The sequence below is a fragment of the Psittacicella melopsittaci genome (assembly GCF_003585925.1).
GTDB classification, from domain to species: domain Bacteria; phylum Pseudomonadota; class Gammaproteobacteria; order Enterobacterales; family Psittacicellaceae; genus Psittacicella; species Psittacicella melopsittaci.
The window spans coordinates 65611-78673 of sequence record NZ_NRJH01000018.1 but is presented as its reverse complement, the minus strand read 5'-3'; the positions used below and the strand labels follow the sequence as shown (position 1 = coordinate 78673).

Below are 13063 nucleotides of genomic sequence, written 5' to 3'. Positions count from 1 at the left end.
ATTATATCATAAAAGCTCAAGTTTCCCTTTATAAGCTTTGCATTAAGCGTTTATACTCTAAGAGCTTTTCTCGTGCTAAGATAGGTCGCGTCCCTAAAAGAACACTTAAATAGATTTTACTGAGGTTAGCACTTTGTTGCAAAAAGATTTTCTTTTGCTCGTTAGTTAACGCCTCAAAGCCTGAAAATGAGTCTGTTTTTCTTTCAGGTACAACTTGCTCTTTTTCTTTTTTGAACTCTTTAATTTTAGCTTCGAGAGCTTGCTGTAAATCTTGCTCGTCAAATGAATTGTTTACTTTGTAAGTAGTTTGTTTAACCACTTGCTGTTTTTGGTCAAGCGAGATTTTAACTTGCAGTAAAGAAGCAAGATTACTGGCATTGAGTTGTAATTGCTCTTGAGTTTGAGGATTGATTTTAATTTGCCCTTGGCTAGGTGCTTCTTCGAGAAAGATTTCGTGCATAAGCTTTAAATTTTTTCCCGCAAAAGTAAGTTCTTGCTGGTACTGAAATTGTTGCTGTTGATACTCGAGATACTGTAAAGCAAGAGGGTCTACACTGTCAGGATCTTGCTCCCATTGTTGTCTGAGGCTAAGCTCTTGTTTTGTAAGCTCTTGATTAAGTAAATTAATCTCTTGGCTTTTAATAAAACCTTGCTCTTGAATTAAAAAATAATTCTGATGGTCTTCGAGCTCGAGACCGGCATAGTCCTGATTTAAAAGCGGAAGCATGCCTAAATAATTTAATAACTCAAATTCGAATTTGCGTAAGACCAGACTTTGTTCTTGCGTGCTATTAGCATAAAACAAGCCTAATAAGGCATTTTTATAAAAGTTAAAGAGAGCAAAAGACTCATAGTTATCATTAGTTGGTAAGAGCTTAAAGATTAACTCATTAACATAACAGGCACAATAAAATTGTTCGAGAGGGTAGCGAATAGCCAAACTCTCGATTTCAACTTTATTGATATAATTCAAGAGCTTACCTGCCACTTGAATTTTTAGTAAAGAAAAATATTGTAAAGCTGGCCCTAATTTTGAGCTTTTACTATTGGCTCCTTTACAATAGAGGTGTAATAAGCCTTTTTCTAAACTAAGAAAGAAAAGACGTACAGTATTATTGCCGTAGTCTTCACGGTAGAGTACAAAACCTGTATACCACATTTTTTTATTACACTATGGTTGGGGTATCATCTTTAGCTTGCACTATTTGTTCAATTACATTGAGAACATTAGTGCGTAATTCTTTAACCTGTTGTACATCTAAAGCAGTTACGAGAGCAACCAAGCATTCAACAATTAAGAGCTGACTCACGCGCACATACATGCTGTCTTGCAGTAAGTGGAAGTTTTTATCAAATGAACCCGAAGCAATAAAGGAAACATCAACGCGTACGCTAAGATCCGAGCGGGCATCATTACAAATAGCAATAGTGAACACACGTTGCTTTTGTAATAAAGAAACAATTTTTAAAACTTCACGATTATAGCCTGAGCTTTGAATAGCTATAGCTACATCACCTTTAGAAAGTAAACAAGCTTTATTAACCATATCACTTTCGCCAGTAGCGGTGATGGTTAAAATACCTATACTCATAAAACGAGCAGCTACATCTTCTATTAGCCAACGGTTAGCTTCGGTACCAAAAATAAAAAGTCGCGGAGCGAGATGAATTTTATCGGCAGCTAGGCTAAGATTACTACTATTAGCGGAAAGATTTTGCTTAGTTTCTAGCGTAATACGAGCTAAAAGGTTAGTTGTTCGTGTTAAAACATCTGCAGGATTAGATTGTACGGTTACATCTATATCGTAGATTTTATTTTTTGTTTCTACTTCGTCGGGTAAGTCAAAGTATTCTTCAATAAAATATTTTTTAAATTCAGTATAACCTTTAAAGCCAAGGTGTTTACAAAAACGCATAATAGAAGCTTCACCAAGGTTTAAAGTTTTAGCAAAACCAGATAAAATACTATTGCGTAAAAGATCAGGATTACTAATAATTTCATTAGCAATCTTTTTCATTGACTTAGTAAAGGTATCTTGTTGCGAACTAAAATATTTTTCGATCGCACTTACATTAGGCGTGCCATAAGCTTGCTTTTTTTGTTTGGCAGCACTAGTATCTACTTCCACGACAGGAGTAGCTTTACTTTTTTTAATTCTTTTTAATTTCTTTATCGTCATAGTTGCTAATTGCGGGATGGTGAAGAAAAAAACTAGCAAATGAAAGTTTTTTTAAAGAAAAAATATATCTAATGATATTATACCGCAAAAACTAGAGCGGTCTATACTGCAAAAAAATATTTTTTTGCCCAAGGATTTATTGTAAATGGACAAATATATTTCCCACCAAATTAATCGAGCTATCCAAAGTCAAAGTAGTTTAACTATTGCCGACCTGACAATTATTGCTCAGCTTTTACGAGTTTATTACTATAGCTATAATTTATGGCAAACTTATGAGCATGCCTCCCCAGAATCTCTGCAAATTCTTGAGGCTGTCAGCCAAGACTTACCCGCAAAATACAACTTTTTACCGAAGAACTTAGATACACAAAGCTTAGAGCAGGCCTTAAAACAGGTGGGAGCTCTGCCCGAGGCTAACTTTATTCCGCAAGCCCAGCCCAAGTTACCTCTAGTTATAACCGTTGGCGGCACTAATGGGAAGGGGACGACCTCTTTATTAATTACCTCGCTTCTTAGCTCTTTGCAAGTGGTGACCTTAAATAGTCCGCATTTACACCAATATAACGAGCGTACTTTACTTAACGGCAAACCTATAGCTTATGAGCATTATTTCTGGGCATTGCAAGTGTTAGATATAATTCTTGCCTTTTATTTAGCTCGTAGTGGTAAGCAAGCAACCTACTACAATTTTTCCCAGCAAAATACTTTATTAACGCAGTTATTAAGCTATTATTTTGCCGCCGATGTTTTTGTTCAAGAGGTAGGCATAGGAGGTGTTTATGATACTGCCAATGCCCTAGATGCGCATCTAGCCATAATTACCAGTATAGGCTTAGATCATACTGCTTGGTTAGGTAAGAGTTTAACTTCGGTAGCTGCCAATAAAATAGCTACAGCTCGCTTGCCAAGTGGCGTTATTTTTGTTGCTTCGCAAGATTTACTTGCCCAACAAGTGCGTGAGCACTTGCATTTTCTTCCTTTGCTTCCTTTACCAGAGGAGATAAAGCCAAGCTTAATCCCTCACTCAAATGTACAAGTTAGTCTTACGGCTTATCAATACTTAAGGGAGCTAAATGCCAAGCCTTACATCCCGCAAACTATAGCTGACTATGATTTTAATCTGAGAGCCCCAGCGAGTTATTTTACGGCTATAAGTTTAAGTAGGGTAAAACAACTGGCAAAATTAAATGCCTCAACTCTTGCTCATATTTTAGCTCGCGTAAAATTACCTGGGCGTTTAACTTTTTTACAAGCAGAACAAAAGCAACAATTTATCCAAGGCTTAGGGCTAAGGATGCCAAGTTGTTCTTTGCAAATAGTAATGGATGTAGCTCATAATCCTCAGGCAATAGAAAAATCCCTGTCCTTACTAAAGGAAAAATTTAATCAACAAGGCAAAACCTATTACTTTGTTGCCATGGGCAAAGATAAGGATTTAGTTACCGCTTTAGAGTGCTTTAAGCATGAACAGGTTTATTTATTACCTATTGCCCATGAGCAACGGGGCGTAACTCTTGCCGATTATCAAGAGCGTTTGCCTGAATTACCTGCTCATGTGCGTTTAGAGGCAGACCTAAAAACTTGCTTAGAGCAAATTTTTACTCAGAATCAGCATCGAGGGCAAGAAATTAATCTTGTTTTTATGGGCAGTTTTTATCTTTTAAGTGATATCTGTGCTAAGACCAATTTATCTTTGCTCTAAAGTGGCGAAAAAGGCTTAGTTATATGTGCATTTTCTGTGCATTTTCTTTTCATTTTTCTCTAAATGTTGGTATAATGGGAAAGACAGTAGTTTTTAAACTTTTCCCCTTTGTAAAGACAACTACCAGTTTCTTTACATTACTTTTTTGCGTTGTTAAGATATCTCTTAACCCTAATGTTTGTAAGTACCCATGACCACTTTGGAAAAAAAAGATTTAAACACAAATTTAGAAAACACGAACACAACGTTAGAAGATCAAAAGCTAAATCCAGAGAATTTTGGTAGCTACTTAAAACAAAAACGTAATGAAAAAGGCGAGTCTTTAGAAGATGTTAATAAGGCCATCCGTATCAATACGCGAGTTTTAAAAGCTTTTGAACAGAATCAGTTCACAAACATTGAAGATTTTGATAATGTTTACCTGAGAATGTATCTAAAAAAATACACTAGTCATTTAGGCATAGATGACTATTCTTTAATTGATAAACAAATTTATGAAGATACAGCCAAACAAGTAAACCGTGCTTCTAAGTTAGTAAGAGACACAGAAGTAAGCCCTAAATCTAAGCCTTCTGCCTTTACCCGAAATACTATTTCGGCGGATATGAATAGAAGACCTTCAGGAATTAGAAAAGTATTTTTCCTTTTAGTTACTTTAGTAATTATTATTGCTATTGGCGTTATAGTTGTTAAATCGGTATTCACTAATGAAGTAGCTGTAACTGCACCAACTCCTGTGCAAGAACCAGTAACTCAAGTTGAAACTCAGCCAGTAGAAGTACCAGAACCTGCTCCAGTAGTTGAAGAACCTCAAACTCCTCCAGAAGAGGTAGCTCCAGCAGAACCAACTAGTGTAACAGCTCCAGATGGCGAGCAAATTCCTTTAGAAGGTGTTTACGTAAAACTAAAAGCTGCAAGTTGGGTTGGAACTAAAGTAAATGCTAATGCTCAAGGTTGGGGAGAATTAAGAATTCCTCTAAATACCCTAACCCAAATACCTGATAATATTGCTGTTCTTCGTTTTGGTAATATTAAAGGGGTAAGCTATCTTTATATTAATGGCGTAGCCCAAGATTTAAGTTCAAATACTAATATTAAAAGTTTTACTTTACGTTAATAGAGAGGCTCACCTTAAGGTGGGCTTTTCTTTATTTAAGAATTAATATTATTAAAAGCATTAAATAGAACTTGGTTTAATGAGTTTTTTGTGGTCTTTTCCTAGTTAGGGTATAATATAGACGTGAAAAACCGCCAATTTAAATCGGTAAAAATATGAGTAGTGAATTTAATGTAATTAAAGATCGACGTCCAACTCGTAAAATCATGGTTGGAAATGTGGCTGTTGGAGGAGATGCTCCTATTTCAGTCCAGTCAATGACCAATACAAAAACTACAGATGTAGAAGCTACTGTAGGGCAAATTAAAAGTTTAGAAGAAGTAGGCGTAGACCTAGTAAGGGTTTCAGTACCTACTATGGATGCTGCCGAAGCATTTAAAGAAATTAAACAGCAAGTTTCAGTACCACTGATTGCTGATATTCATTTTGATTATCGTATTGCCTTAAAAGTTGCTGAATATGGCGTTGATTGTTTAAGAATTAACCCAGGTAACATAGGTAACGAAGAAAGAATTCGTCGCGTTGTAGAAACGGCAAGAGATAAAAATATTCCCATTCGTATCGGGATTAACGCAGGATCTTTAGAAAAAGATTTACAAGAAAAATATGGTGAACCTACGCCCGAAGCTTTAGTTGAATCAGCTTTACGTCATGTTGACTATTTAGATAGATTAAACTTTGATAACTTTAAAGTTTCAGTTAAAGCCTCAAATATAGATCTAGCGGTAGCTTCATACCGTAAACTTGCCCAAGCTCTACCTCTAGTGCCTCTGCACTTAGGGATAACTGAATCAGGTAGTTTACGTTCAGGTACGGTTAAATCAGCAATAGGTTTAGGGATGCTTTTAGCCGAAGGTATCGGTGATACAATTCGTATTTCTCTGGCTGCTGACCCTGTAGAAGAGGTAAAAGCAGGTTTTGAGATCTTAAAATCTTTAGGTCTCCGTAAACGTGGCATTAACTTTATTGCCTGCCCAACTTGTTCGCGTCAAGAATTTGATGTAATCGGAACCGTAAACGCCCTTGAAGATCGTTTACAAGATATTCTCACGCCTTTAGATGTTTCTATTATAGGTTGTGTAGTAAATGGTCCAGGTGAAGCCATAGTTGCAGACATGGGAGTTGCCGGAGGCATGCGTAAATCAGGCTTTTACGAAGATGGTAAACGTATAGATCGCCTAGACAATACGGACATGATTGACCAATTAGAAGCAAAAATTCGTGCTCGCGTGGAAATCGAAAAAAATCGTATTGCTATAAAAGATTTAAACTAGAAAAAAGAGCCAGTTTGTTAAATTTAACTGGCCTTTTTTGTTATACTATATAGCGGAAAATAACCTACTAACAGAAAGTTTATTATGAGTAAAGTAATTAAAAGTTTACGTGGTTTTAATGATGTTTTACCACAAGACACTTATCAGTTTAATAGTGTTTTAAGAACTTTAGAGCAAATTCTCGCTCAATATTGTATTAATGAAATTAAGGTTCCTTACTTAGAGTCTACGGCTTTATTTGCGCGTGGCGTAGGTGAGGCTACTGATATAGTTGAAAAAGAGATGTTCTCTTTTACCACTAATGATCAAGAAAGTGTAAGTTTAAGACCTGAGGGTACTGCAGGAACTATGCGTGCTTGTATTGAGCATGGTTTATCTTATAACCAAGAACAACGCTTATACTACTTTGGTCCTATGTTCCGCTATGAGCGTCCACAAAAAGGACGTTATCGTCAATTCCACCAGCTTGGGGTAGAAATTCTTGGTATTAGAAATCCTGCTCTAGATGCCGAAGTACTTTTAATGTGTGCGGAATTCTGGCAAGCTTTAGGTTTAAGCGAATATGTAACCTTAGAAATTAATACTATAGGGACAAGCGAAGCAAGAGCTAACTATGGTAAGGCTTTAGTTGCTTATTTAGAAGCTTATAAAGATCAACTCGATGCCGATTCCCAACGTCGTTTAACCTCAAACCCATTACGTATTCTTGACTCTAAAGATGCCAATACTCAAGCAGTATTAGCTAATGCTCCTGTTCTAGCTGACTTCTTAGATCAAGAGTCAAAAGATTACTTTGAGCAACTCAAAGCTATACTTACAGCTAATGGGCAAGAGTTTGTTGTAAATCCAAAACTAGTACGTGGTCTAGACTACTATAATGATACAGTTTTTGAGTGGACAACAACCCGTTTAGGAGCACAAGCAACAGTTTGTGCGGGTGGACGTTATGACCGTTTAGTAGAAATTTTAGGTGGTCATGCTACTCCAGGCTTTGGTTTTGGTTTAGGTTACGAACGTTTACTTCTTTTAATTGAAGAGGTACAAGGTAAACAAGAAACTCCAAGTGCTGATGTGTTTATTATTAACGAAGGTGATGTAGCTTCTTACTCATTAAAAGTTGCTCTACAATTACGTCAGGCTGGTTTTAAAGTGTTAAATAACCTTGCTGGCGGTAAACTGAAAAAACAATTTACCAAAGCAGATAAATCAGGTGCTCCTCTAGCCCTAATTATCAATCCTGAGTTAAGTGCAGCAAATCAGGTTAATGTTAAACGTTTAGCAACAGGTGAACAAGAAACGGTTGACTTAGCAAATCTAGTTGCGAGCCTTAAAGCTTAACTTTGCTATTTTGCCTATTTTAGTGTATACTTGTAGTTATTCTATTTAAAACAGGATTTTTCATGGCATATACAACAGAAGAACAAGACTTCCAGTCTTTTATGTCAAAACTTCGCCAGTATTTACCATTTATTATCTTGGCTGTTGCCATAGGTGTAACCATTTACTTTGGTATTAACTGGTTTAAAAACAATCAAGTACGTCAACAACAAGCTGAATATCAAGAGTATCAGCAAATTATGACTATCCCAAATCAGGGCGATGACGTTACTACCCGTAATAACATGTTATTACAGTATATTGAAAAGAACCCGAAAAAAGCTTTAGCTGCTTTAGGTCTATTAGACCAAGCAAAATACTTAGCTGACCAAGGGCAATATACGCAAGCTTTACAATTAGTTGAAGCTATTCCAAGCAATAATGAATTTTCTCCTGAGTTAGTAGCTATTACTAAAGCTAAACTTCTTCTTCAACTTGGTCGTGGTGAAGAAGGTATTCCTGCTTTAGATGCTATTTCTCAAGGTTCTTGGTATGTAAGTGCAAGATTATTAGCAGGTGATATTTACTTTAGTGATGGTAAATATCAACAAGCTTATAATGAATATCAAGTTGCGCAAAACTATCTGAATCAAGAATTAGCTAATGCAAATGCTAATACAACTGATATTGAAAGCTTAAATAGCCAAGTACAATTTTTACAACTGCGCATGAATATTGCTCAGTCTTATGTAAAAAATCTTGAGACTCCAGCAGCACCTGCAGCTCCTGCAGAGACAACTGCTCCTGCAGAGCCTACAGCTCCAGCAAGTGAAAGCAACAATTAATTTAAACTATAAAAAAAGGAAAGCTCTAGCAAGCTTTCCTTTTTTTTTGCATTAATTAAAGCCTTAAGTGTTACACTTAAGGCTTTAATCCATTTTAATTAAGCAACTTTAATTGCTGCATCTAAAGCAACATTCATCATTTGCGTGAATGTAGTTTGACGTTCTTCAGCGGTTGTATACTCTTCTCTTAAAATGTGATCAGAGATAGTTAAGATACAACCTGCTTTAGCACCGTATAGATCAGCAATTGGGAATAATGCTGCTGCTTCCATTTCTACAGCTAGGAAGTTATAAGTTTTTAAAGTTTGGAAAAAGTCAAAATCTGGAGAGTAGAAAAGATCTGCAGAGAAACATTTACCAACTTTTACTGGAACATTATTTTCTTTTGCTGCTTCAACTAAAGCTGCCACGTTTTCGTATGAAGCTACAGCTGAGTAGTCATGACCTTTGAAACGTTGACGGTTGATTTTTGAATCAGTAGAAGCACCAGTTACAACGATAACGTCACGTACGTGTACATCATCTAATACTGCACCAGCCGAACCAATACGGATAATGTTTTTCACACCGTAGAATTTGTATAATTCTTCAGCATAGATTGAAATTGATGGCATACCCATACCGTGTCCCATAATAGAGATACGTTTACCTTTATAAGTACCAGTAAAGCCATACATATTACGTACTGAAGTAAATTGCGTAACGTTTTCTAAGAAGTTTTCTGCAATGTATTTAGCACGAAGTGGATCACCTGGCATTAATACTGTTTCTGCGATATCACCAAATTCAGCTGCATTATGTGGAGTTGCCATAAATATTTATCCTTACAAATTAAAAATTGTCCAAAAGATGTTTAAAAGATTGGTTTACCAAAGTCAAAACCTGGAAGATTTAAGTATTTGGCAATAGTAGCACCAATATCAGAGAAGGTTTCACGTTTGCCATGATAACCAGGAACAGCACCAGAACCTGCAAATAATACAGGAATGTGTTCACGGGTGTGTTCTGTGCCTGGCCATGTTGGATCGTTACCATGGTCAGCAGTGAAGATAATTAAATCACCTTCTTCTAATAAGTTGAGAAGTTCTGGAACACGACTATCGAAGTATTCTAGAGCTTCACCATATCCTTGTGGGTCACGACGGTGACCAAAGTCTGAGTCAAAGTTTACAAAGTTTGTGAAAACAATAGTGTTATCTTGAGCTTGTTTGATTTCTTCAATAGATTTATCAAATAACTCTTCTAAACCTGTAGCTTTTACTTTTTTGGTAATGCCTTGGTGTGCGTAGATATCGGCAATTTTACCAACTGAAACTACGTGACCACCTGCTTTTTCTAGTTGTACAAGAACTGTTTCTGAAGGTGGTAAAATTGAGTAGTCACGACGGTTACCTGTACGTTTAAACTCTCCTGCTTTAGGACCAACAAATGGACGAGCAATTACACGCCCTACTGCTTCAAAGTGCTCATTTAATTCTTCACGCACTAATTCACATAAAGCTAATAATTTTTCTACCCCAAAAGTTTCTTCATGGGCAGCAATTTGGAAAACTGAATCAGCTGAAGTATAGAAAATAGGTTTACCTGTTTTCATATGCTCTTCACCTAATTGGTCAAGAATTACTGTACCTGAAGCATGGCAGTTGCCAAGATAACCAGGAAGACCAGCTTTTTTCACAATATTATCTAAAAACTCTTCAGGGAAAGAGTTTTGATGTTCTGGAAAATAAGTCCAGTCAAATCTTACAGGACAACCTGCAATTTCCCAGTGGCCTGATGGAGTATCCTTACCATTTGAAACTTCCTGAGCATAGCAGTAAGAAGCTTGTGGATCTACTAAGCTAGGATCCATTTTCGCAGGATATTGGCCAGTTGATTGTTTATAAGCTTCTAGTAAACCTAATTTGGTTAAGTTAGGTAAATTTAAAGCTGTTTGACCGTTAGTTGTTTTCCCATCAGCAAAGAATTGGGCAATGTGACCTAAAGTATCTGAACCTTTATCACCGTATTTGTCTGCATCATGAGCATGACCAATACCAAATGAATCAAGGAGCATGATAAATACACGTTTTTTCATATTAGAAAGCCTTGGACTTATCAAAATTTATAAGAATATCAAAAATAAGTTTATTTTTTTAGCAACATTTTTAAACCTATTTTTTGTAAGCTTTGCTTAACTTACATGCAAATTATACCCCATTTTAAGAGATTTTTTTTGATTAATTTGCCTAAAGCAAGCAAAAAAGAAGACAAAGAACTAATAACTCGAGTTAGTTGGCGTTGAAGTTTGATTTCCCGTGAGAATATTTACAATATCATTGTAAATTCCTGAAGCCCCAAAGCGGAAAGTCTCTGGTTTAATAAAGTCATCACCAAGAATACTTTGAGCAAGGGTAATATACTCCATAGCATTGGCAACTGTTCTTATGCCACCTGAAGCTTTAAAGCCAGTAGAGCTATTGTTTAATTTAATAAGGGTAAAAATAATTTGGGCATCACTGAGTCTTGCTCCTTTGCCGTGTTTACCAGTTGAGGTTTTAATAAAGTCTACTTGGTAATCTAGACAAATTTGACTAGCAATAGCTACTTGTAATGGAGTTAAAGAGCCCGATTCCAGAATTACTTTTACTTTAGTATCTTTTTTACAAAGCGGACCTAAGTAGTCAGCCATAATTTCTTTCATAGTTTGATAGGCTGGATTAGCTTTTACTTGGCTTAGGTCGGCAAAGGCATGCTCTTGATCTTGCGTAAGCTCTACAAGTTTACGCCATGGAAAAACATAGTCAATTTCATCTACTTTTTGGCTCAGAGCATAAGCATACTCAAAGGCAAATCTTTGCGGATCTAAAGCTCCGTCAGGAAAGTTAATAACTGTAGCTACTTTAACTTTATCTTCAACTAAATATTTAGCATAGGCTGCAAATTGTTTGTAAACGCAAACAGCTGCCGTATTACCGTATTCGCTCGTAGCTTTTTTACATAATGCTTCAATAGAAGCAAAGTTATCATTATCTTCGAGTGAAGTTAAGTCAGTTAGACTTAAAACTAATTTAGCTTGTTCACTTGGGGTCATAAATTATCTCCTTTAGTCTTTTATTCTCGTCAACATAATACTAAAACTAAGGGCAAAAGTTGGGAAAATTTTCATAAAAATGGTCAACTGACCACTTTTTTATGGGAAGAACTGATCCTTAGTTGAGCAAAATAGAAAGAATTAACTTATAAGTAAACCTAACTACTTTATAAGTAAACCTAGCCACTTTATAAGTAAACCTCACTTTTTTAGTATAGTTTCGATATTTATTACTTTTATAGGAATCGAAATTTACTTTTTTTAGGCAAAAATAAAAGTCCCCCGTAAGGAGGACTTGAATTTATTGCCATGCGTAAATTGCAATAACTGTGGTTACAATAAAAGTACCTGTAGTAACAAAATTAATTAAGTTAGCTATATACTTTTGGTTATTAAGAGCTTTAGTGCTGGCATCTGTATGGATAACATAGAGATGGAAAGCAATTAATGGTAAGCTAATAAAAAATAGATAAGCAAACCATGGTGCTGCTATAACCGTATTAAAGTAAGAATAGAAAATTAAAGCAAGAATATAAAATAGAGTTTGGAATAAACGACTTGCTTTAGTTCCTAAAACTACAGCGAGGTTGTCTTTATGGTAAGCACGAGCTACATAGCTATCTCGCATGTTAAAGAGATTTAGGGTTGCTACACATAAAAAGCCAAAGGCTAGAGCAGGGAATAATAAATAGGTATCAAAATCATGCACTTGGAGATAGAAAGAAGCATCAACCATTACCACCCCATACACGAGGAAGTAAGAGAGCTCTCCTAATACCGTAAAGTTGTACGGATTTTTTCCAATTGAATAACGAGATAAAAGATTAAGAATAACTATTATTAGTCCAGAAAATACGAGAATTGACCCTAGGTTAAGTTGAGCAACAAAAATTAGGGCAACGCAAGCTGCAATAATTAAAATAAAATTTAATTTAATAAATTGTAAAACTCGACGGCGCGTAATTATTTTTTCACCTGGGTAGGCTTCGAATTCACAAATACGACATTCGTATTTAGTGCCTAGATCTTCTGAAGAGTATTCTTTACAAAGATTAGCAAATACTTGTAAAAGAAAGCCTAAAACTAAGCAAAGAACAAATACTAACCAGTTAATCTCCGAACGAGTTAATAAAGCTAAAGAGGTGCCCAGTAAAATTGCTAAAAAGGTTTTTACTTGGCTATAAGGGTTAATAATTTGGTATAAAACAAATAAGCGTGGGTGCTTGAGATACGCCATGCGATACTTTTGTCGCCAAGCACGTTCATCTCTATAGGCTTCACGTACGGTTGAAGGTTTTAAATTACCAAATAAAATGTCTGTTTTCGACTTGTCGGCAAGGTCTGCAATATCACCAATACCATCATCGAGTGTTGGATTGATATTTTCTTCAACCTCGGTAAAAGTATTTTTTTCTGTCACAGGATTATATCCTCTTATTCGTCAAGGTCTTGAATAAAGGTCAGTTGTTTTCTCTTTATATTATATGGTTAGGAAAACAAACTTCAAATAATTATACCCTAAATTCGAAGAAAAAGAAAAAATATTGGCAAA

At 35.8% G+C, this 13063-nt stretch carries 11 protein-coding genes; 5 read left to right on the top strand and 6 right to left on the bottom strand.

What is annotated here, in order from left to right; genetic code table 11:
- Positions 1 to 28 precede the first annotated feature (28 nt).
- Entirely contained in the window at positions 29 to 1159 is a 1131-nt protein-coding gene (gene recO, locus CJP74_RS02450) for a DNA repair protein RecO (protein ID WP_119496696.1), read from the bottom strand.
- Positions 1160 to 1166: 7 nt separating this feature from the next.
- Positions 1167 to 2180: a MurR/RpiR family transcriptional regulator gene (locus tag CJP74_RS02445; RefSeq protein ID WP_119496695.1), complete on the bottom strand. Its 1014-nt coding sequence runs from the start codon at positions 2178 to 2180 to the stop codon at positions 1167 to 1169.
- Positions 2181 to 2325: 145 nt separating this feature from the next.
- Between CJP74_RS02445 and CJP74_RS02440 the strand changes: the two genes are divergently transcribed.
- The 5 genes from CJP74_RS02440 to CJP74_RS02420 all read left to right on the top strand — a co-directional run bounded on the left by CJP74_RS02440 (position 2326) and on the right by CJP74_RS02420 (position 8438).
- Entirely contained in the window at positions 2326 to 3885 is a 1560-nt protein-coding gene (locus CJP74_RS02440) for a glutamate ligase domain-containing protein (RefSeq protein WP_119496694.1), read from the top strand.
- Between the two features lie 190 nt (positions 3886 to 4075).
- A complete protein-coding gene (locus tag CJP74_RS02435) occupies positions 4076 to 5002 on the top strand; it encodes a helix-turn-helix domain-containing protein (RefSeq protein ID WP_119496693.1) in 927 nt (308 codons plus the stop codon).
- A 155-nt stretch (positions 5003 to 5157) separates the two neighbouring features.
- Positions 5158 to 6276, top strand: a complete 1119-nt coding sequence (gene ispG / locus CJP74_RS02430) for a flavodoxin-dependent (E)-4-hydroxy-3-methylbut-2-enyl-diphosphate synthase (protein ID WP_119496692.1) — start codon at positions 5158 to 5160, stop codon at positions 6274 to 6276.
- Between the two features lie 84 nt (positions 6277 to 6360).
- Complete coding sequence (hisS, locus tag CJP74_RS02425; RefSeq protein ID WP_119496691.1) at positions 6361 to 7614, top strand: histidine--tRNA ligase; 1254 nt, start codon at positions 6361 to 6363, stop codon at positions 7612 to 7614.
- A 62-nt stretch (positions 7615 to 7676) separates the two neighbouring features.
- On the top strand, positions 7677 to 8438 hold the full coding sequence (locus tag CJP74_RS02420; protein ID WP_119496690.1) for a YfgM family protein: 762 nt from the start codon (positions 7677 to 7679) through the stop codon (positions 8436 to 8438).
- A gap of 98 nt (positions 8439 to 8536) precedes the next feature.
- Here the strand turns inward: CJP74_RS02420 and deoD are convergent, their stop codons facing one another.
- The 4 genes from deoD to menA form a co-directional block, all read right to left on the bottom strand.
- Positions 8537 to 9250 carry a purine-nucleoside phosphorylase gene (gene deoD, locus CJP74_RS02415; RefSeq protein ID WP_119496689.1) on the bottom strand — a complete coding sequence of 238 codons (714 nt, stop codon included), beginning with the start codon at positions 9248 to 9250 and terminating at the stop codon, positions 8537 to 8539.
- 41 nt (positions 9251 to 9291) lie between these two features.
- Positions 9292 to 10515: a phosphopentomutase gene (locus CJP74_RS02410; RefSeq protein ID WP_119496688.1), complete on the bottom strand. Its 1224-nt coding sequence runs from the start codon at positions 10513 to 10515 to the stop codon at positions 9292 to 9294.
- Between the two features lie 180 nt (positions 10516 to 10695).
- The gene (gene deoC, locus CJP74_RS02405) at positions 10696 to 11511 is read right to left on the bottom strand and encodes a deoxyribose-phosphate aldolase (RefSeq protein WP_119496687.1); all 816 of its coding nucleotides are present in this window, start codon (positions 11509 to 11511) and stop codon (positions 10696 to 10698) included.
- Between the two features lie 301 nt (positions 11512 to 11812).
- A complete protein-coding gene (gene menA / locus CJP74_RS02400) occupies positions 11813 to 12931 on the bottom strand; it encodes a 1,4-dihydroxy-2-naphthoate octaprenyltransferase (protein ID WP_119496686.1) in 1119 nt (372 codons plus the stop codon).
- Positions 12932 to 13063 lie beyond the last annotated feature (132 nt).